The organism is Ferrovum myxofaciens (assembly GCF_013181415.1).
Classification (GTDB): Bacteria; Pseudomonadota; Gammaproteobacteria; order Burkholderiales; family Ferrovaceae; genus Ferrovum; species Ferrovum myxofaciens.
Map to the genome: position 1 here is coordinate 335,377 of NZ_CP053676.1, position 21,414 is coordinate 356,790.

Below are 21,414 nucleotides of genomic sequence, written 5' to 3' on the forward strand. Positions count from 1 at the left end.
TTGGATCATTTTGCACTTTATGCGGACTTGCATGCTTTGTTGGGGGAATCGGGGCTCTTGACCGATCCTCAGGTAGTCGCCGCCCATAATACGGATTGGCGTGGACGCTATCGGGGGACGGCTCCCTGGGTAGTTCAACCAACCTCCACGGCGCAGGTCATGGAAGTAATCAAAGCCTGTGCCAAAGCAGGGGTCCCCCTCGTTCCGCAAGGAGGAAATACTAGCCAGTGTGGTGCGGCCACGCCGCGCTCGGGCCATCCGGAAATCATTCTCAGTTTGTCCCGCATGAATCGAATTCTCGAACTGGATGCGGAAAATGCAACTTTAGTCTGTGAGGCCGGTGCGATCCTCGCCCAAGTACAAAAACATGCCGAGGCGGCGGGTTTTCTCTTTCCTCTCAGTCTGGCCTCTGAAGGAAGCGCCCAAATCGGGGGAGTGATTTCTACCAACGCAGGGGGAACGGCGGTTCTGCGTTACGGCAATATGCGTGCCCAGGTTCTCGGCTTGGAAGTGGTATTGGCGGATGGGCGCTGCTGGAATGGATTGAAGGGACTACGCAAGGACAATACCGGATACGATCTAAAACAATGTTTTATCGGGGCGGAAGGAACCCTGGGGATCATTACGCGCGCTGTCCTGCGCCTCTATCCCCTTCCCCGTCAGCGGGTGACGGCCTGGCTATCCGTACCCTCACCCACGCTGGCCGTACGCCTATTGCGCTTTCTGCGGGCTCAATGTGGAGACCGGATCTCGGCTTTCGAACTGGTTTCCCATTCCGCCTTGTCCCTGGTTTTGCACCATCTTCCTCAATTCCAGGCCCCCCTCGATCCCCTCCCCGCTTGGTCGGTTCTGGTGGAATTGGAAGAATTTGATGCCCAGGCTCCCCTGCAGGGGTTACTGGAAAAGGCCTTGGTCCTGGCACTGGAAGAACGTCTGTTGGACAATGCTGTACTGGCACAGAGTTTGACTGAAGCCCAGGCCCTTTGGGCCTTGCGGGAACAGATCTCCGAGGCGCAGAAACGGGAAGGAATCAGTATCAAACACGACATCAGTGTCCCCGTCAGCCGGATCCCTGAATTCATCGAACTCGCAGGAAAAAATCTTGAAACTGCCTTTCCGGGCATTCGAGTGGTGTGTTTTGGTCATGTGGGAGATGGCAACTTGCATTACAACCTGTCCTTTGCGAATCCCGAACGTAATCGTACCCTGGTTCCTCAAACGCCTGCTGTCAACCGGATCGTGCACGACGTGGTCAGCGCTCTAAACGGAAGTATCAGCGCAGAACATGGAATTGGTCAGTTGAAAGTACAGGAGTTGGTTCATTACAAAGACCCCGTGGCCCTCGATCTGATGAAAAAACTCAAAATGCTTCTGGACCCTCAGGGACTGCTCAATCCCGGAAAAATTCTGGCCTAACCCAGCGCCAACCATAACATCTGTAGTTTCTTGATCTGGTCGCGCAGAGCCGCCGCCTTTTCAAATTCCAGTTGACCGGCAGCGCTGTGCATCTCTTTTTCCAGACGCTGAAGCAAGGCCTGACGCTGTTTTTCCGTCAGAGCTTCGCTGCCTTTTTCCGGTTCTGCCACTTTCAGGGGAGGTGACACCTCAACCTGTGCATAGATACCTTCGAGAATATCCACAATGGGTTTGACCACGCCGCGGGGAATGATGCCCTGTGCCTGATTGTGCGCTTCCTGCAAGGTACGACGGCGCGCCATTTCATCCATGGCCCGCCGCATGGAATCCGTGGTCCGATCGGCATAAAGGATGGCGCGTCCTTCAAGATGTCGGGCAGCCCGTCCAATGGTCTGAATCAGGGAACGCTCCGAGCGCAAAAAACCTTCCTTGTCTGCATCCAGAATGGCCACCAGAGCTACTTCCGGAATATCCAGTCCTTCGCGTAACAGGTTGATCCCCACCAGTACATCAAATTTCCCCTGGCGCAGATCGCGGATGATCTCCACCCGTTCCACCGTGTCGATGTCCGAATGCAGATAGCGAACGCGGATGCCCTGCTCATGCAGAAATTCAGTCAGGGTTTCCGCCATGCGTTTGGTCAGGGTGGTGACCAGAACGCGCTGTTGGCGCGCCGCAGAGATGCGAATTTCTCCCAGCAAGTCATCCACTTGAGACAGGGCAGGACGAACTTCCACGGGCGGGTCTACCAGGCCGGTGGGGCGAATGATTTGCTCGACCACTTGCCCTGCATGTTTCTGCTCATAGGCCCCCGGCGTGGCCGACACAAAGATGGACTGGGGCATGAGTCCCTCGAATTCATCAAATCTCAAGGGCCGGTTATCCAAGGCAGAGGGCAGACGAAAACCATAATTGACCAGATTTTCCTTGCGGGCCCGATCTCCTTTATACATTCCCCCGACCTGCGGCAGGGTGGCATGGGATTCATCAATGAAGAGCAAGGCATGGGAAGGGAGATATTCGATCAAGGTGGGGGGAGGTGAACCTGCCGGACGTTTTGACAGGTGCCGTGAGTAGTTTTCGATACCTTTGCAGAAACCAAGGGTGTGCAACAACTCCAAATCAAAGCGGGTGCGCTGCTCGATACGTTGCAATTCCACCAAGCGTTGTTCCCGGGCATAAAATTCGATCCGTTCCTGTAATTCGATCTTGATGGTTTCAATGGCCCGCACCACAGTGTCACGGGGAGTCACATAATGGCTGGAGGGAAACACGGTAAAACGCCCCAGGCGTTTCTGCAAACGCCCTGTAAGCGGATCAAACAGGGTCAGTCGTTCCACTTCGTCGTCAAAGAGCGTGATGCGTAAGGCTGATTCGCTATGTTCTGCAGGGTACACATCAATGACGTCCCCCCGCACCCGAAACCCCCCACGCTTGAATTCCACTTCATTGCGCGTGTACTGCATGACGGCGAGGCGCCCCACAATGGCACGCTGATCAATTTTTTCCCCTTCCTTCAGGTGTAAAACCATCTTGTGGTAATCGGCCAGATCACCAATGCCATAAATGGAAGATACAGAGGCCACAATGATGCAATCGGGTCGCTCCAGCAGGGACTTGGTCGCAGACAGACGCATTTGTTCAATGGCTTCGTTGATGCTGGAATCTTTCTCGATGTAAAGATCCCGGGCTGGGACATAGGCTTCCGGTTGATAATAGTCGTAATAAGAAACGAAGTATTCCACCGCATTTTCAGGGAAAAACTCGCGAAATTCTGCATAGAGTTGGGCGGCCAGGGTTTTGTTATGGGCCAGAACCAGAGCGGGACGTCCCAAACGGGCGATGACCTGAGCCATGGTATAAGTCTTGCCTGATCCGGTTACCCCCAGCAAGGTTTGATATTGCAAACCGAGATTCACTCCTTCGGTGAGTTGCGCAATGGCCTTAGGTTGATCACCGGCCGGGGCAAAGGGCTGAACCAGACGAAAGGGGCTGTTTTCAAAAGTAACAAGCACTGGCATTTCCTGAAAGACAAGGGCATGGAGACCAGACCACCCTGAGTGTCGCATTGTACCCTTGGTTGGTAAAAAACCTCTACAATGGAACCTTTAATTTCTTCTCTTGGCACCATGATCACTCCCTCTTTTCTTACGCATCTTCCTTTGGCTCCGAAAGATCCCATTTTGGGCGTAACTGAAGCCTTCCAGGCGGATTCCAACCCCTATAAGGTCAATCTTGGGGTGGGCGTCTACACGGACGAACAAGGAAAGTTGCCTCTCCTTCGCTCTGTTGCCTTGGCAGAGGACCAGATCAATACTCTCAAAACTGCCCGTGGCTATTTACCCATCGAGGGATTGGGACGTTATGTCCGGCAGGTCCAGACCCTGGTCTTTGGGGAAAACTCACCCGTTCTCCAGGAAGGTCGCCTGGTTACCGTGCAGTCCCTGGGGGGAACAGGCGGCCTCAAGTTGGGTGCTGATTTTCTGCGCTGGTTTCATCCGGCTGCCGAAGTCTGGATTTCTGACCCCAGTTGGGAGAATCATCGTGCACTGTTCGAGGCCGCAGGATTTGTCGTCAAATCCTACCCTTACTACGATCCAGAAACCCACGGGGTAGATTTTGACAAACTAATTCGTACCTTGGAAGGGGCGCCCCGTGGCACCATCGTCGTTCTTCACGCCTGTTGCCATAATCCCAGCGGTGTGGATTTGAATGAGGCGCAGTGGCAAGCCATTCGTGCCGTGGTGGTGGAGCGCGGGTTGATCCCCTTTCTTGATCTGGCCTATCAGGGATTTTCCCAGGGGACAGAAAAAGATGCGGTCAGTGTCCGATATTTTTCGGAACTCCCCATTCCCGTTCTGGTGGCCAATTCCTTTTCCAAATCCTTCTCCCTTTATGGAGAGCGGGTGGGTGCCTTGACCCTGATTTGCGCCAGTCGGGAAGAAGCTCAGCGGGTGCAGTCACAGTTGAAACGGGTGATCCGCACTAATTATTCCAACCCGCCTACCCATGGAGCATCCATCGTAGCAACGGTGCTGGAAGATTCCAACCTGCACCAACTCTGGGAAGATGAGTTGGGGGCCATGCGAAACCGCATTCGATTCATGCGCCAAGCATTGGTTTCGTGCCTCAAAGAGGCTATTCCAGATCAGGATTTTGGGTTTGTGGCAGAACAACAGGGAATGTTTTCTTTCTCGGGACTGAATTTGGCGCAAGTTCGTCGTCTACGTCAAGATTTCTCTATTTATGCTGTGGACTCGGGGCGAATCTGTATTGCTGCACTCAATGAACAGAACCTTGAGCGGGTGGTAGAGGCCCTCACTCAAGTGATCAGAGAAGCACCGGGAATGTAAATTCACAATAGACATTCTCAATGTCTATACTCATTCTAAAATTGTTGTATGCTACTGGCATCCCAAACTAACTCTGGAGGTATTCAAGTGACACACGAACTCATGATCCTGCCCTTTGCCATGGATGCGCTCGCACCCCATATTTCCAAGGAAACTCTGGAATATCATTATGGGAAGCATCATCGAGCCTATGTCAACAAGCTCAATGAACTGATCAAGGGGACAGAATTTGAAGGATTATCGTTGTCCGATCTGGTCAGAAAAACCACGGGACCGACTTTCAACAATGCGGCCCAGGTGTGGAATCATAACTTTTATTGGTATGGCCTCAATCCTCGGGGAAGTGACAAACCCACAGGAGAACTCGCCGCCGCCATCAACAAAAATTTCGGATCCTTCGATCAATTTGCTGCGCAGTTCAAAACGGCTGCCGCCACAAAGTTTGGTGCGGGATGGACTTGGCTCGTGAAGACCGAAGACGGACAGTTGGCCATTCGCAATAGCAATGATGCGGAAAACCCACTGCAATGGAACCAGATTCCTCTCCTGACCTGCGATGTCTGGGAGCATGCTTACTACATTGATTATCGCAACGAGCGACCCCGTTATATCGAAACTTTCTGGGCACTGGTGGACTGGGATTTCGTGGCGCGCAATCTGGAGGGAGAGGGAATCACCTTCTAATAAAACAGGATGTTTCCCCAATTCTGAAAAGCCTTAAGGCCCCTCAACCACCGGCGCACCCCGAAATAAAGGGTTGCTTTGGTGGTTGAGACCGTTCTATGATATCAAACTCCTCGTTTTATATCTTTTTTCATACGCAAAGCCAAACTTCCCACACCGCCCCCATTGAATACTTGGGTGTAACCTAACTGGTGCATGACAGACAAGGCATGACCCGAGCGCGCGCCTGAACGACAGTACAGGATAACAGGGGTGCTTTTATCTTGAATTACCTGATGAACATCATGATTGAATCGATCCAATGGCAGATTGATGGCCCCTTCGATATGTCCCGAAATATACTCCGAATGGGTCCGTACATCGATCAATCGAGCATCGACAGGAAGTTCGGTACTGATCTTGCTATCACTGATAGCGGCCATGAAGTGTGAAAATATTCCCATACGGATTCCTCTGAATTATTTGACGGGTTCTGTTGTGTTTCAGTACTTTTTAACACCCTCACTGTCATCAATCAAAAAATCTGGAAAACCAGAGTGATAAACTGCCCCATGAACCATTTTAACGTGATCTGACATGTTACCTAACGAAACCGAAAGAATTTTGGAAATGGTGGCCACAGGCGCTCCCTTGTCAGAATCCCTGAGGGCCTTGGTGAAATTTCTTGAATCTCGGGGCCCTGGATTGCGAGGGTCCGTTTTGTTGCTCGACCAAGAGGGTGTTCGTGTTTACCATGGCGCATCATCCTTTCCTTTACCCCCCGCCCCCGCCTTGATTGCCACCATGAACGACCAGTCCCTCAGGTCTCAGGCAAGTTCGGACGGTACCGAGATTTTCCGCAGTGAACCGGTCTTCGTTGAAAATATTGCCTTGGAAAATGGATTGCACGCCTGCTGGTCCATTCCAATAATCGATGCAAAAAAACGCGTACTGGGTACCTTGGCCCTGTATTACGCCCAACCCAGACTCTCAACCCCCGAACACCTCCGTCTGATAGACATCGTGACACACATTGCATCCATCGCCATCAGTCGTGAACATGAAGAGGATGCCCTGCGGCAAAGTGAAACAGCCTTTCGACGGTTGTTTGAATCTTCACGAGATGCCATTATGACCTTGAACATCGATAAAGGTTTTCTCAGCGGAAATCCGGCAACCATCGCACTGTTCAGGTGCGCGGATGAAGCGGAATTCATCTCTCTTTCTCCCGCTGCCGTATCTCCCGAACTTCAACCAGATGGTCGTCGTTCGGATGAAAAAGCACGAGAAATGATGCAGTTGGCCCTCGACAAGGGTTCGCATTTTTTTGAATGGATGCATAAACGAACCGATGGAACAGAATTTTATGCGGATGTTCTGCTTACCCGCATGAATTCTGGCCCCAATAGTCTGATCCAGGCCACTGTGCGGGATATCAGCGAGCGCAAGTCTGCGGAGATGAAATTACAGCGCATCACACAACTCTACGTAGCACTCAGTCAATGTAATCAGGCAATCGTGCGTTGCCCCTCTGAGGCGGAACTACTCCCCCAAGTGTGTCGCGATGTAGTTAAATTTGGTGGCTTGAAAATGGCCTGGATCGGCATGTTGGACAGCGCGACGAATCAGATCATCCCGGTTGCGTTTTTCGGTGCTGGGCAAGATTATCTGAAAACACTCGACATCTCTGTGGAAGCAGACAAACCTTCGGGGTGTGGGCCCACTGGTACGGCCCTACGGGAAAATCGCGCGGTCTGGTGCCAGGATTTCCGAAAGGATCCCATGACCATTCCCTGGCAAGAAATCGCCATCCAGTATGGTTGGGCAGCCTCCGCCGCACTTCCCTTGCACCGCAATGGTCAGACCATTGGAACTTTCACCCTGTATGCTGATACCGCCCATGCTTTTGATGAGAGTATTCAGTCTCTTCTTCTCGAAATGACACTGGACATAGACTATGCTCTAACCAGTTTCGACCGCGAAAACCGACGCCAGAAGGCAGAAGACAACTTGCGTGAGAGCGAGCAACGATTGAGAACCATCATCGAGACCGAGCCAGAATGTATAACGGTCATCGGCCTTCAGGGGGAACTGATGGATATCAACGCCACTGGCTTGAAAATTCTGGAGGTCTCCACCCTTGAGGAGGCCAAACAACATTACCTGAGAGATTTCATTCTTCCTGAATTTCATAAAAACTTTGATACCCTGTACCAACAGGTAACGCAGGGAGTAAACACCATTGCGGAATTTGAAATAATCGGATTACAGGGGACCCGGCGGCAAGTGGAGGTCCATGCAGCCCCATTGAGAGATGCCAAAGGAAACATTACGGCCCTCTTGAGTATCACCCGAGACATCACCGAACGCCGACGCAACGAGGCACGGATTCAATATTTGGCCAATTACGATGCGTTGACCGGATTGCCAAACCGTACACAACTGGATGAACACCTTCGCTATGCCCTGAGTCTGGCCAAACGTAGCAACGGGTATCTGGCGTTGATGTTTCTCGATCTCGATCGCTTCAAGGAAATCAATGACTCACTGGGGCATGGCATTGGGGATGATTTGTTGATCATGGTTGCCAAGCGCCTGCAAAGTTTATTACGAGAGGAAGATACCATTTCACGGTTGGGCGGAGATGAGTTCATCGTCATGCTCCCGGGCAGTGATGCTCAAGGGGCCGCGCAAGTGGCACAAAAAATATTGGATATCGTGGCCGCGCCCTATCAGATCGAGCAATATGAACTTTCTGTAACGATTTCCATCGGCATTGCGGTTTATCCCGGGGACGGCATCAATCTGGAATCGCTATCCAAAAGCGCCGATACTGCCATGTATCGCGCCAAGAATGAAGGACGCAACAGTTATCGTTTCTTTACACCCGAAATGCAAGCCCGCACAACACGCAACATGCAATTGGTCAATGCGTTACGCCATGCACTGGAATGTGATCAATTTGACTTGTATTACCAGCCGCAAATTTCTCTGGTTACCAACCGAATAATCGGCGCAGAAGCGCTGTTGCGCTGGAATCATCCTGAACTTGGCCAGGTATCGCCAGCGGAGTTTGTTCCCGTTGCCGAGGACACGGGGTTGATCATTCCCATCGGTGAATGGGTGATTCGCAGGGCGATTCAGCAACTCAGACAATGGCTGGACCGTGGTATCTCTCCCATCGTCATAGCCGTCAACCTATCGGCAGTTCAGTTTCTGTTTTCCAACCTATCTGTTTTGATCCCTCGACTTCTGCAGGAGGCCTCGGTCCCCTCCCACTTGTTTGAATTGGAACTCACCGAAGGCGTGGCCATGCATGATCCTCAAGGTGCCATTGCCATCTTGACCAGTTTATTTGAGCAGGGCATCCGTTTGTCCATCGATGATTTTGGAACGGGCTACTCCTCATTAAATTACCTGAAAAAGTTCAATGTAAACAAGCTAAAAATTGACCAGTCCTTTGTACAAAATATCAGCACGGCCGAGGAAGATCGAGCCATCATCGCAGCCATTATAAGCATGGCCAAAAGCCTGGGCCTGAAAACCATTGCCGAAGGAGTAGAGACTCGGGAGCAATTGATTTTCCTGCGTGAACAGGGATGTAATGAGGGTCAAGGATATTATTTCAGTCAACCTCTTCCAGTAAGTCAATTTGACACATGGCTATTTCATCGTTAATGAATCGAATTCCATCGTAGCCAACGCTTGATTCAAGGTTGGTTGCGTACTATACTGCACATGTGCTGTCCATGTTCATAAAGGAGTAATGCAATGGCAACCGCTACCGAACGAATCCCGGTGCTTGTAACTGCCACGGAAAAAGGGCAAATCGCCAAAATGGCGAAAGACGCGGGAGTTTCAATGGGTGAATTTCTGCGCCGTGCAGCGTCGTCCTATCGTCCGTCCGAAGAAGATTCAATGTTGATTGGCATGATGGACCAGATGAACAAAACCACTGCTCAGGCAAATGCTGCTATTGACGATGCACTGGCGTTCATCGAAGCCTCTAACCAGCGTATCGCCGCGATGGAGAAGAAAGTGGCAATTGAACGAAAAGTTGCCTGATGGGAGTCACTGACAAGATGTGGGATGCAATCACCACCGTTATCAAAATGAATGACAAGGTGGAGCGCATGGCGGCGACCATCATTACCCAACAGCAGAAGATCGAAGGTCTGACGGAGCGGGTTATTCGCCTTGAAACCGCGTTGGAAATCGGCTTGGCCCGTAACCGTAGTGGAAAAGTTCCTCCACGGATCGAACCTGAGGAATGACGGAAAGAACAAGCACATCGCGTAGGATCCAACCACTTTACCTGAATGATGACAAGGGCTATTTCATGTAATCCATGGATTTCATGTAGTTCATGTGACTTTTGTCAAAAATACTTTTTTGTTCAGGCGTAAGGGTCACATAGAAGGTTTTTACCGCGTTTGCCATCAAGGCCATGTTCTGCGCAAGGTCTTTCATCACGTCTGCTTTCATCGTCATACTCTCAGGTGCGGTCATAGGTATGCTCTGCGTGCCCCCTTTCATCTTGCGGTGCATCGATACCATCTTTTCGGCTTGCTCGATCACCTTGTCTGAGAACGCTTTCCATGCGGGTTCTTGATCTTTTGTGAGATTAAGTTTTTCTTTTAATTCACCAAGATGTTTGTGGACGGTGGCAACCAGATCAGTCATCATAGCGCCCTGTTTCATGCCCATTTCGTCACAGCCCATTTCATGGGTTTGTTCATTCACATTTCCGTTATAGTCGGCGGCTGTGGCCATACCCGATGAAAAAACCAAACAGATCAATCCAGTGGCCAGTTTTCTATGCAATTTCATGTGAAATTTCCTTTAAATATGAATAAAAAACGCTCTCTCTGAAATTCACTGACCTGTTGAACTGGGCATTCAAACCGTAACTCATCCACCCGGTCAGGATGTTGCACCATTTACCGTCCAACACGAATCCCGGAAAGAGAATTCAATAATCCAAATACACTCAATAGCCAAAGAATCACCGCAATAATAACCACAGCATTCAAAATTTTCTTGATTGTGACTTCCATTGGTATGTAGGTGTTGATCAGCCAGAGAACCACCCCCACAACAATCAATATAATCACCAACTGAACTAGTGGCATATCGCCTCCTTGTATTGCATCAATTTGCATACGAACTGAACCATTACTGCCATTTTAAATCTAGGCGAAAATCTAAATGCAGTCTGTACGGTATCAAACATTTCTACGGCGGCATCCATGGTATAAAGTACCGCACAGGAAAAGATATACAATCAGAAATGGCAACGGGAGGCTGAATGTTCATCAATGGACTGGGAACGGCAAATCCACCGCGCAGTTATAACAAAACCGAATGCTGGGAAGCTTTCAGGTCCTCTGAATGGTTTGGCAAACTTGGTCTACGTTCACGCATGATTGCTGAAGCCGTTCTTAATAAGGAAAACGGGATCGAATTCAGATCTCTCGCTGTCACCTCCCTGGATGAAGTGTTCAATATTGATCCCGATACCCTGCACAGGCGGTTTCTGGACAATGCGCCAACGCTGGGAACAGAAGCAGGTCAAGCGGCACTGGAAGATGCAGGCATCGATGCCGATGCAATTGACGGCTTGGTGGTCAGTACCTGCACGGGTTATCTTTGTCCTGGCCTAACCAGTTATATCGTGGAACGACTGGGCCTGCGGGCTGATGTCCAGGCTTTTGATCTGGTTGGACAAGGTTGTGCCGCAGCACTGCCGAATTGGCGCCTCGCCGAAGCATTGCTGTCTGCCGATTTTTGCCACAACGTATTGTCAATTTGCGTGGAAGTCAGCAGTGCCGCGATGTATCTTGATAATGATCCCGGCGTATTGATCAGCGCGTGTCTGTTTGGTGACGGAGCCGGAGCCGCGGTGCTTTCCAGGCAGACTAATCCGTTGCGGCGCAGCATCGAATGGAAAGAATATGCTTCACTCGTTAATCCGGCTGAGCGCAATGCCCTGTTGTTCCAAATGCGGGGTGGAATGCTTCGTAACGTCCTGACACGGACCGTTCCCGGTCTGGCTGCCGATTACGCCGAGCAGGTGCTGCACAAGGCATTGAGTGAAATCGGCCTAGTGCCTGAAGACGTCAGCACCTGGATCATGCACGCGGGCGGACGCGATGTGCTGATTGCCTTGCAGAATCGCCTGAAGATCTCCGCTGAAGATCTCCGTTACAGCGCAACCATGCTACACCTTCATGGTAACATGAGCAGTGCTTTTGTCTATTTTGTATTGCAGGCCGCGCTCAATGACAACGCGAAGCCTGGATGGTGGTGGATGTCATCGTTCGGTGCCGGATTCAACTGCCACGGTGCCTTGCTCAAAGTGGCGTAACCTGGTGATGAGAGAGTGCCCATCGTGGACTTTAATCTGCGGCGACAAGTTGAACCGGAGTTGCTCGATGGCCTTGCCGCGGAAGATCCCCAGGCTCTAAGATCACGGAAAGACTTGCGTTGGATTCACCGTGCAATGGCGACATTGGTGATCATGCAACGAGCGTTGAATCGAGGTACGGCAGGATTCGTTCCGCGCACTCTGCTTGAACTTGGCGCTGGGGATGGTTCACTGATGTTACGCATGGCACGGAAGCAAACAGATTGCTGGCCAGCAATGGAGGTTACCTTACTCGACAGATTGAATCTGGTAGAACCACAGACTCTCGAAGAAATCCACAAACTTGGTTGGACACCCCGCGTCGTGACATTGGATATATTCCACTGGCTAGAAGGATACAACAACTCGCGCACGGATATAGTCATCGCCAACCTTTTCATGCATCATTTTTCGTCAAAGGAACTTGCGCGGCTTCTAGCGGGCATAGCGGCGCGCAGTCAGGTTTTTCTTTGCTGCGAACCAAGGCGCTCCATCCTGTCTCTGGTGGGAGCCCACTGCATCGGCTTGCTAGGGGCAGGTCCGGTGACACGGCACGATGCAGTATCGAGCGTGCACGCAGGGTTTCGGGCGCAAGAGTTGTCGGAACTGTGGCCGAATCCGCAGAACTGGGTCTTGCACGAATATTCAGCGGGCTTGTTCACCCATTGTTTCCTCGCCATCTGGAAAGGAGCGTAAATGGATACCAGCCATGATGTCGTCATATTGGGCGGAGGCCCGTCCGGCGCTACCGCCGCCATACTCCTGGCACAGGCGGGATGGAAAGTAGCCATCGTCGAGAAAGCTCAGTTTCCACGTCGCAAGGTTTGCGGTGAATTCATTTCGGGCACGACATGGCCATTACTGCGGAAGTTGGGAGTTGCTGATCCATTGATGGAAATTGCCGGACCTATCGTGCGTCGCGTTGGTGTTTACTCTGGCGATGCGATGGTAACTGCTCAACTTGTTGCGCCAACTGATAAAGCCGAGGATGGCGGTAGAGCAATCGGACGCGAGCATTTGGACACGCAACTGCTCAAGCGTGCGGCTGAAGTTGGGGCCGACGTATGGCAGCCATTTGCACTCGCATCATTTGTCGAGAACGGCAATGGCTACATGTGCAACATCATCAACAAGTGCTCGCGCGAGGAACGTGCATTGAGTTCCAGGCTGCTTATCGCTGCACATGGTTCCTGCGAGTCAGGTGCAATGCCAACGCAGAACTTTCGGCGCCCGCAACGCACCTCGGATTTATTTGGATTCAAGGCGCATTTTCTCAATAGCACACTTCCCTCCGATCTAATGCCCCTGCTCGCGTTTCCAGGAGGATATGGCGGAATGGTGCACAGCGATGGCGACCGGGTCAGCCTGTCGTGCTGCATACGGCGCGATCAACTTGAAAAATGTCGGCAACACTATCCGAAGGTGAGTGCCGGGACGGCAGTTTTCGCACATATCAAGTCTTCGTGCAAGGGCGTATCTGAAGCGCTGTCTTTAGCCTGTGTGGACGGCGCATGGTTGTCATCAGGGCCGCTACATACCGGCGTTCATACGTTTGGTCGCGATGGCATCTTCACTGTCGGCAATGCAACGGCCGAAATTCATCCCATAGTGGCTGAAGGCATCAGCATGGCCATTCAATCTGCCTTTCTGTTGAGCGAACAATTAAATGCGTGGCGCGCCCGCATCAATCCGACATTTTCAAATCAGGTCCTCGAAAGCCTGCGGCATAATTATGAAGTTGCCTGGCGCAACAATTTTTCACGGCGCATCAGGGTGGCCACACTATTCGCGCATTTATTCATGCGCCCGTTAACCTCTCGTATTGTGACGGGAGGGTTGGAGCGCTTCCCGCGACTTTTGACCGAGGGAGCTCGCTGGAGCGGCAAGGCGGAGCCGTTACTTTCTTTTTAGTAAAGCAGGTATCGGTGTCGTACGGCAGAAAATTCTTTGAGTCCCGGTTGCCATTGGGCCGCCATGCTTTTGGGGTCCTGCCCTTCGGTGATCGCCTGCAATAGGAAGCGTGACCCTAGCATACCCAGGATTTTTCGGAGGTGAAACTGCTTCGAATAAAGCTGATGCAGGACGCTGGCCAATTCTATCCCCAGTAACGGAGAATCCAGAGCATAGCGATCGGTTAACAGAATGCGAACGCCATGACAGAGTTGATGCGCGTAGCGGCTAGTATCGGGCGTAAACTCTGTGGGAATAAAAAATACGCCGGCGATCTCCCGTCGATTCAGTTCATCCGCCAGTTCCTGACTGTGAATCCAGGGCGCCCCCAGCAATTCAAAGGGGGTATCGGTGCCCCGTCCGACACTGACATTGGCGCTTTCCACCAGCGCGACTCCGGGATAGAGGGTGGTTTCGGTAAGGGTACGTAGATTGGGAGAAGGATTGACCCATTGGATCCCGGTATCATCGAACCAGTCGTGGCGTCGGTATCCCCGCATTTTGATGACATGCAGCCTGACGCCGATGTGATTTTCTGTGTTGAAAAGTTCGGCCAATTCGCCCATGGTCATGCCATGCCGCACCGGGAGAGGAAAATAGCCGGTGAAGGAGGTCAGGGTCGGGTCCAGCATCGGACCTTGCACCACCTTGGCATCGATGGGGTCCGGGCGATCCAGAACATAGAAATCGATGCCCTTGCGGGCAGCGGCTTCCATGGCATAGGCCAGGGTAGTGGGATAGGTGTAGAAACGTACCCCGGCATCCTGCATATCGAAGACCAAGGCATCGATGTTCTGGAGCATTTGATCCGTGGGTATTCTGGTTTCACCATACAGGCTATAAACCGGCAACCCCGTGGTTGCATCCGTGCCTGAGGAAATTTTCTCATCCAGAGTGCCCTGAAGTCCATGTTCCGGACTGAAGATCGCTGTAAGACGGATGCCGGGCGCGTGGTTCAACCGGTCTATTCCCCGATTTCCATCAGCATCCACTCCAGTTTGATTGGTTATGATCCCGATCCGTTGCCCCTTCAGAGGAGCGAAATTTTGGGTCTCAAGAACATCAAGCCCGGTAGCCACCTGGGTTGCCGGGTGAATTACCGGCTTAGAGGAGGCCAGTTCGGTATAAGCGGCAATGGCAGGACGGGCAATCAGGATATTTTCATTAGATTGTGGTCCCAGCGCATTGGAGACAATGGCCAATACCCCTCGGCGTAAAGGGTTGGCGTTGCCCTGTCCATGGGGGTGCACACGGTTGGTCAGGACAATGACAAAGGTATGGGTGATGGGATCCAGCCATAGGAGCGTACCGGTATAGCCCAGGTGCCCATAGGCACCCAAGGGAATAAGTTGATCTCGATTGGTGGCCAGGGGTGCCGCCAACTGCCAACCCAGCCCGCGCAATTCGGTCATGCCGGGCGGTGACTGGGGGATGGTCATTTGTTCCACGGTGCCCGGATTCAGAATTCGAACCCCGTTCCCATTTCCTCCGTTGAGCAGCATTTGAGCAAAAATGGCCAGGTCCCCTGCCGTGGAAAATAGTCCTGCATGCCCTGCCACACCTTCCATGCGGTGAGCTGTGGGGTCATGCACTTCACCCCAGCGGAGTTGACCGTTCAGATACTCGGTGGGGGCAATGTCTGAAGTTGACTCCAAAGGGGGTTTAAACCCGGTGTGCATCATGCCCAGGGGCTTAAAAATATGTTGAGCACAATAGACATCCAGGGGTAAGCCGGACACCCGATAAACCAATTCCCCCAGGATCTCGAAGTTGATGTCGCTATAGAGGTATTGGCTGCCTGGTGGGAAACGAGGTTTCTCCGCAAGGATTCGTTTAATGGCGGTGGAATAACCGAACCACTGGGGGCTTAAATCCAGATCTGGTCGCAAGCCGGAATAATGGGTCAACAACTGCCGGATGGTAATGGCTTCCTTGTGGTTCGCGCCAAACTCCGGCCAGTAGTTCGCCACCGGATCATCCAGACGGAGTCGTTGTCGCTCCACCAACTGCATAATGGCAGTAGTGGTAGCAACGACTTTGGTCAGAGAAGCAAGATCGAAACGGGTGTCCACCGTCATCGGCAGAAGGGTCGGTATCAGGGAACGCTGGCCGAATGCCTTGCGGTATAAAATTTCCTTGGGGGTACCTACCATGATAACGGCACCGGGGATGTGCCCGTGCTGGATTTCCCTGTTCGTCAACCCATCGATGGGCGCCAGATCGGCTACAGGGAATGACGCGGAATTCTGGGCCAAGGCCATGTTCCACAAGGTGAGGAAGAGCCATGGCCAAATACGAAAAACTAACCTCATCGACTATTTGCTCCGGAGACCATCACCATAGAGGTTATGGGGGTTCCACAACATCCATCCATCGCTGCCGAAGTGGTCAGAAGCCTCAATTTGCGCCCTGATTTGATCGTTCTTAAACCACCTTCGGTCGAAGGCATAGTCCCTGAACGCCTGAAGCCAAGGCCTGAAGCGAATGGCGGGCAAACTGCTGCGCTGTTGCGCTTTCTCCAAAGAAAGCAGGACGATTTCACGGGGGTGCTGTACGGGATTGAGGTAACCCGGAATTCCGAACTTGAATCCCGAGGGGTAGAGCATGAAGCACAGATAGTCCAGAACCTCGCTCAGATTTTGCAGTTTTTGGCCAATATGGGTGTCGTCGGTATTCCATGCCACATATCCAAAAATATCAGCGGCCAGAAAAACATTATAAGGAATGAGCCGTTTTCTGGCTTCACCCAAAAATCCTGAAATCGCTCCGACTCGGTTTTCTTCGGTGTTCGGCTTCGAATAGACCGGTTCTGGGGAATCCGGGAAACGAACATAGTCAAACTGAATTTCATCAAACCCGGCACGCGCGGCTTCCACCGCCAGATCGATATTGTAGTTCCACACCGTTGTGCTGAAGGGATCTGGCCAGGATAACCCTTCCCGATCCTTCCAGGTGACTCCGCCCTTGGTTTTGAGTGCCAGTTCAGGGTGTGCGGAAGCCAGTGGGTTATCCTTGAACACCACGATTCTCCCGATGACATAAAGGCCCTTGGCGTGGAGTTCGGTCACCAGTCCGCTCACGTCCTTGATGGTGGTGATTTTTTGTGCGCCGATTTGAGTGGCCAGAGGGATGGAACTTTTGAACGAGACCCCTCCCCTGTCGCCTTTGAGGTCAATCACCAGTGCGTTCACTTCAGTCCGCTGAATGACATCGAGGGCGGCGTGGCGCAACGATTTATCTCCGATCCCGTAAAACGAAAGATAAATAGCCTTGGGAATGAAAGGTGCCAAGGTAATCGGGGCGGAATCATGGCTTAACGGAGCATCCACACGGGCATGCCCATAGGCCCGGATGCCCAGTTTGTCGCCGCTGCCGTTGATGATAAATTTTCCCTTGAAGTCGGTGCGTACCACCGTGGTACCCAAAGTGACAAAGGCATTTTCAAGGGGTTTCCGGGTCTTGGCATCAAGCACTGTGCCTGCATAGACGGCCGCAATCGCGGACACCGGGTTCAGTACAACCCAAAGAAGAAGTGGGAGGGAAACAAGGGATTTGATATTCTTCACGGATGGTTTTCTCTTTTCTCCCGGGAAAGGGAGGATTCTGCGAGCAATTTTTCAAACACAATACCTTGGACCGGGTTGATCATCAGATAACGGGGCAAGGCCATCATGGAATCGGAACGGGTAACCGGATGTCTGGCCATGGAAAAAGCCACAATATAACCGGCTTGTCTGGCATCATTGATCAGTTCGTCATCATAAATACCAAAGGGCCAAGCCAGCATATCCACCGTCCCCCCCAGTTTCTGTTGCAAAACTTCCCTGGATTTGAACAGTTGACGGTGAACAAAATTCTCATATTCCTGTGCACTCAGGCGTTTTTTTTCTTTTTTGAAGTTGGGATGCCAATAAGTATGGGATTGGATATCCACGAAGCCGCTGTCCTTCATTTCCTGTAATTGTGACCAGGTCAGGGCATAACTGGCGTTGGAGATGGCCGAAGGGTAGATGAACAAAGTGATGGGCATGTGGTAACGACGGATCAGCGGAAACAGGTCGGTGAATACGGATTCATGACCATCGTCGGCGGTAATCACGACGGAGCGGTCGGGTAGCCGCGGGGCCTTCCCTGCCAGAGAGGCAATCAACTGGCGCAAAGGAATCACCGTGTACCCATGGGTATGAAGATATTCGAGTTGAGAGGCCAAAACCGAAGTTTTGATCGTCATCGAATCCGCAACCACGGGACCAAAGCGATGATACAACAGAATGGGAACGGCAACCCTACCGTCTTCCGTCCCTCCCCCCCAAGCAAAATCAACGAGTGGAAAAAGTAAAAGTACTATCAGGAGCGCGCGCACATACCGTTTTTTCTTCACACACACCTGCTTGCGCATTGATTAAGTGACCAATTTCCGTTTTGTCATAGACAGAACGATCCTCGCCTACGGCCTGTATTATGCAGCCATTTCTGGTTACACTACAATGTAAGGTTCATCCTCTCATGCGTGCCATCATGTCCACTCAAGGGAATATACGGTGTCCCTTTTCCATGCCCTGAAAAGCCGATCTCTGCTCATCTTGCTGATACTGATAGCAATGAGCGGCTGGATTGTCATCAATGAACTACGTTCCTCCTGGCTTCAAGCCCATTATTTTTTCAGGCTTGCAAGCCGGCTCGACTATAAACTGGAGAAGGGCCCCAGTCCTTCGATTCGTTTTCCGAAATCAGGTCCCTATGACGAGCGCCTAGGGTATGGTCAAATTCCGGAATACACCAAGTCATTGACCACTCGTGGGTTTGTTGTCACCGAACAGGTCCGCATGTCGCCCGCGTTGCTTGAATCGCCACTGGCGCCGATTTATGCAGAGAAAGATCAGGCCGGATTGATGCTGTTGGATCACAACCAACGATTGCTCTATGCGCTCTTGTCTCCGACCCGGACCTATGTGAGTTTCGACAGCATTCCAAAGATCTTGATCGACACCCTGTTGTTCATTGAAGATAAGGAATTACTGAATAGCCACTATCCGATGCGCAATCCTGCAGTCAACTGGAGTCGGCTTGACCGGGCGCTATTCGATCAGGCCCTTCATGTCATTCATCGTCAACATGACACGCCCGGTGCCAGTACCTTGGCCACCCAGATAGAGAAATACCGACACTCCCCTGAAGGCCGTACTTTATCCATTCATGAAAAATTTTTGCAAATGGATTCGGCTTCGATCCGCTCCTACCTGCAGGGCATGGACAACATGGCAAACCGCCACCAAATCGTGCTGGCCTATTTGAATACGGTGCCCCTGACGGCAAGGATGGGCTATGGTGAAGTCAACGGATTAGGCGATGGCATGTGGATGTGGTACGGTCGCGATTTTCAGGAAGTCAATCATCTGTTGCAGTTGCACGGTGACGAATCCTTGCAGCAGAGAGCCGAAGCCTATAAGCAGGCGTTGTCTCTCATCATTGCCCAGCGTCGGCCTTCTTACTTTTTACGGGAGGGTTCACCCGTACTGATGCAGATGACTAACCATTATTTGAAATTATTGGGGTCAGCCCATATCATCTCTCCTGCATTACAAAGGGCAGCACTCTCCCTTCCGCTTCACTTGAACCATGGTCCGCTGATCCCGCAGGCAAATTCCTTTGTATCCCACAAGGCGGTAAATTTGCTACGTAATGATCTTCTCTCACTGCTTCACATAACAAATCTGTATGCCCTGGACAGGATCGATCTGAACGTCAAAACAACCCTTGATGGCGATGCGCAGCGTGCTGTCACGAATTTGTTGCGACAGGTGCAAAGCCCTGCCGGAGCACGAGCCGCCGGACTGTATGGCCATAATATGCTGGGAGAAAATGACAATCCCCAGCGTTTGTCCTTCAGTTTTACCCTGTTCGAGCGCAGCTCCAATTCGAATCTGTTGCGAGTGCAAACCGATGATCTGGACCAGCCCTTTGATATCAACAGTGGGGCACGCCTGAACCTGGGATCGACCTCCAAACTACGCACCCTGATTACTTACCTGGAAATCATGACCCGCCTGCATCAATCCTATGCAGACATGAATCAAAAAGATTTGCAGAAAATTCAGGCTGGATCGCAGGATACGCTGACCCGCTGGGCGCTGACCTATTTTGTCGAAAACCCCCATAGCCGTTTGCAGGACATGCTCGAGGCCGCCATGACAAGGACCTATTCCGGGAATCCAGCGGAAGCGTTTTTTACTGGCGGCGGATTACAGAAGTTCAAGAATTTTGAGCCAGAAAAAGACGATGGCATCATGACAGTGCGAGAAGGTTTTCAACACTCCGTCAATCTGGTATTTGTACGCCTGATGCGCGACATCGTGCATCATTACGAAGCGCAGACTTTGAGTGTTGGGGTCGTGGGCCTGGTCAAGACCACTCCTTCAAATTACAATCCCATCACGGGAAGTACAACAGGAACAGCCGAAGTTTCAGTGAATCCATCCCAACAAATCCAACTGTCGCTTTTTGCGGACCGCGAAGGGCGCGAATTCCTGTTTCGCTTTTACAAGAAGTACAAGGGAAAATCCCCCGACGAAATGCTACAAACCCTGGTCGATGGGATCCATGCCAAACCGAAGAATTTGGCCCTGATATTTCGAAGTGTTGAACCTGAAGCCAGTTTTTTACAGTTTACGGCCTTCATGCACCATCAACTGCCCGAAGCGGAACTCGATGAAAAATCCCTGCAGATTCTTTATGACAAGTTCGCTGTTGAAAAATATTCCCTTATGGATAGGGGTTATCTGGCTGGAATCCATCCCCTGGAATTATGGTTGGTTGGCTATCTTTTTCATCACCCTAAAGCGACCCTGACGCAGTTGGTTGAAACCAGTGCCCAGCAACGCCAGGAAGTCTATCAGTGGTTGTTCAAGAGTCATAATAAAAAAGTTCAGGAGTCGCGCATTCGTCAGATGTTGGAACTGGAAGCTTTTCAGATGATCGCCGCCGATTGGCGCCGTTTGGGTTATCCTTTCGAATCCCTGACACCTTCCTATGCCACCGCATTGGGGGCCTCTGGTGATCGCCCGGATTCTCTGGCGAAATTGATGGGGATCGTCGTCAATAAGGGTCTGTTGATGCCGATGGTGGAATTGCAAGAATTGCAGTTTGCGAAGGGGACCCCCTATGAGACCCACTTTGTCAGTCAACCCGCCGCCGGAGTCCGGATGCTCCCTGTGGAAGTAACCGAAGTGGTGCGGCGCTCCTTGATCGATGTGGTGCAGGGCGGAACGGGAATCCGTCTGAAAGACGGATTGGTGCAAAAAAATGGTCAGGTCATCGAGATAGGAGGGAAAACCGGCACCGGAGATCAGCGTTTTGTCTCCTATGCGCCCAATGGAAAGTTGATCGCCTCGCGCGCCGTGAATCGTTCCGCCACTTTCGTATTTTTGATCGGTGACCGCTTCTTTGGTACCGTCACGGCCTATGTTCATGAACCCTATGCGGCAGACTACAAATTCACCAGCGCCATGACGGTACAGTTATTAAAGTCCTTGCTCCCGGTGTTGGGGATGCCTGCTTCCTGATGAAAAACAACAATCAGGTGTAATCAGGTGAATTTACGTGTGTGTAATCGGGCGTATCGGGTGG

At 51.6% G+C, this 21,414-nt stretch carries 17 protein-coding genes; 10 read left to right on the forward strand and 7 right to left on the reverse strand.

What is annotated here, in order from left to right:
• On the forward strand, positions 1-1,416 hold the full coding sequence (locus HO274_RS01615) for an FAD-binding oxidoreductase (protein WP_273120855.1): 1,416 nt from the start codon (positions 1-3) through the stop codon (positions 1,414-1,416).
• On the opposite strand, the gene uvrB is transcribed toward HO274_RS01615, so the two are convergent.
• Positions 1,413-3,437, reverse strand: a complete 2,025-nt coding sequence (gene uvrB / locus HO274_RS01620) for an excinuclease ABC subunit UvrB (protein WP_197456297.1) — start codon at positions 3,435-3,437, stop codon at positions 1,413-1,415. The two genes, HO274_RS01615 and uvrB, sit on opposite strands and share 4 nt — an antisense overlap.
• Before the next feature lie 78 nt (positions 3,438-3,515).
• On the opposite strand from uvrB, the gene HO274_RS01625 reads away from it, so the two are divergent.
• Both HO274_RS01625 and HO274_RS01630 read left to right on the forward strand, forming a co-directional pair.
• On the forward strand, positions 3,516-4,769 hold the full coding sequence (locus HO274_RS01625; protein ID WP_273120859.1) for an amino acid aminotransferase: 1,254 nt from the start codon (positions 3,516-3,518) through the stop codon (positions 4,767-4,769).
• Between the two features lie 87 nt (positions 4,770-4,856).
• On the forward strand, positions 4,857-5,453 hold the full coding sequence (locus HO274_RS01630; RefSeq protein WP_273120862.1) for a superoxide dismutase: 597 nt from the start codon (positions 4,857-4,859) through the stop codon (positions 5,451-5,453).
• A gap of 104 nt (positions 5,454-5,557) precedes the next feature.
• Here the strand turns inward: HO274_RS01630 and HO274_RS01635 are convergent, their stop codons facing one another.
• Positions 5,558-5,896 (reverse strand): rhodanese-like domain-containing protein, encoded by a 339-nt coding sequence (locus HO274_RS01635; protein ID WP_197456296.1) that lies wholly within the window; start codon positions 5,894-5,896, stop codon positions 5,558-5,560.
• 133 nt (positions 5,897-6,029) lie between these two features.
• Here HO274_RS01635 and HO274_RS01640 point away from each other — a divergent pair, with 133 nt between their 5' ends.
• The 3 genes from HO274_RS01640 to HO274_RS01650 all read left to right on the forward strand — a co-directional run bounded on the left by HO274_RS01640 (position 6,030) and on the right by HO274_RS01650 (position 9,706).
• Positions 6,030-9,110, forward strand: coding sequence for an EAL domain-containing protein (locus HO274_RS01640; RefSeq protein WP_273120866.1), 3,081 nt, complete (start codon positions 6,030-6,032; stop codon positions 9,108-9,110).
• Between the two features lie 93 nt (positions 9,111-9,203).
• Positions 9,204-9,497, forward strand: coding sequence for a plasmid mobilization protein (locus tag HO274_RS01645; RefSeq protein ID WP_031596955.1), 294 nt, complete (start codon positions 9,204-9,206; stop codon positions 9,495-9,497).
• Between the two features lie 17 nt (positions 9,498-9,514).
• The gene (locus HO274_RS01650; protein ID WP_062187270.1) at positions 9,515-9,706 is read left to right on the forward strand and encodes a hypothetical protein; all 192 of its coding nucleotides are present in this window, start codon (positions 9,515-9,517) and stop codon (positions 9,704-9,706) included.
• A gap of 58 nt (positions 9,707-9,764) precedes the next feature.
• On the opposite strand, the gene HO274_RS01655 is transcribed toward HO274_RS01650, so the two are convergent.
• Both HO274_RS01655 and HO274_RS01660 read right to left on the reverse strand, forming a co-directional pair.
• Positions 9,765-10,262, reverse strand: a complete 498-nt coding sequence (locus HO274_RS01655) for a Spy/CpxP family protein refolding chaperone (RefSeq protein WP_031596949.1) — start codon at positions 10,260-10,262, stop codon at positions 9,765-9,767.
• 110 nt (positions 10,263-10,372) lie between these two features.
• A complete protein-coding gene (locus HO274_RS01660; RefSeq protein ID WP_031596947.1) occupies positions 10,373-10,564 on the reverse strand; it encodes a Thivi_2564 family membrane protein in 192 nt (63 codons plus the stop codon).
• A gap of 176 nt (positions 10,565-10,740) precedes the next feature.
• Between HO274_RS01660 and HO274_RS01665 the strand changes: the two genes are divergently transcribed.
• The 3 genes from HO274_RS01665 to HO274_RS01675 all read left to right on the forward strand — a co-directional run bounded on the left by HO274_RS01665 (position 10,741) and on the right by HO274_RS01675 (position 13,749).
• Entirely contained in the window at positions 10,741-11,799 is a 1,059-nt protein-coding gene (locus HO274_RS01665) for a type III polyketide synthase (RefSeq protein ID WP_031596946.1), read from the forward strand.
• A gap of 135 nt (positions 11,800-11,934) precedes the next feature.
• Positions 11,935-12,534, forward strand: a complete 600-nt coding sequence (locus tag HO274_RS01670) for a class I SAM-dependent methyltransferase (RefSeq protein ID WP_197456553.1) — start codon at positions 11,935-11,937, stop codon at positions 12,532-12,534.
• The gene (locus HO274_RS01675; RefSeq protein WP_273120874.1) at positions 12,535-13,749 is read left to right on the forward strand and encodes an NAD(P)/FAD-dependent oxidoreductase; all 1,215 of its coding nucleotides are present in this window, start codon (positions 12,535-12,537) and stop codon (positions 13,747-13,749) included.
• Here HO274_RS01675 and HO274_RS01680 read toward each other — a convergent pair.
• Genes HO274_RS01680 through HO274_RS01690 form a run of 3 tightly spaced genes read right to left on the reverse strand, consistent with a single transcriptional unit; the run spans position 13,746 to position 18,169 of the window.
• A complete protein-coding gene (locus HO274_RS01680) occupies positions 13,746-16,100 on the reverse strand; it encodes an exo-beta-N-acetylmuramidase NamZ domain-containing protein (RefSeq protein ID WP_051862207.1) in 2,355 nt (784 codons plus the stop codon). The genes HO274_RS01675 and HO274_RS01680 overlap by 4 nt on opposite strands.
• A gap of 3 nt (positions 16,101-16,103) precedes the next feature.
• Complete coding sequence (locus tag HO274_RS01685; RefSeq protein ID WP_273120876.1) at positions 16,104-17,354, reverse strand: putative glycoside hydrolase; 1,251 nt, start codon at positions 17,352-17,354, stop codon at positions 16,104-16,106.
• Positions 17,351-18,169, reverse strand: a complete 819-nt coding sequence (locus tag HO274_RS01690; RefSeq protein WP_227509510.1) for a polysaccharide deacetylase family protein — start codon at positions 18,167-18,169, stop codon at positions 17,351-17,353. Before HO274_RS01690 ends, HO274_RS01685 begins: the two co-directional genes overlap by 4 nt.
• 220 nt (positions 18,170-18,389) lie before the next feature.
• Here HO274_RS01690 and HO274_RS01695 point away from each other — a divergent pair, with 220 nt between their 5' ends.
• On the forward strand, positions 18,390-21,350 hold the full coding sequence (locus HO274_RS01695; RefSeq protein WP_197456494.1) for a transglycosylase domain-containing protein: 2,961 nt from the start codon (positions 18,390-18,392) through the stop codon (positions 21,348-21,350).
• The last annotated feature ends 64 nt before the right edge of the window (positions 21,351-21,414 follow it).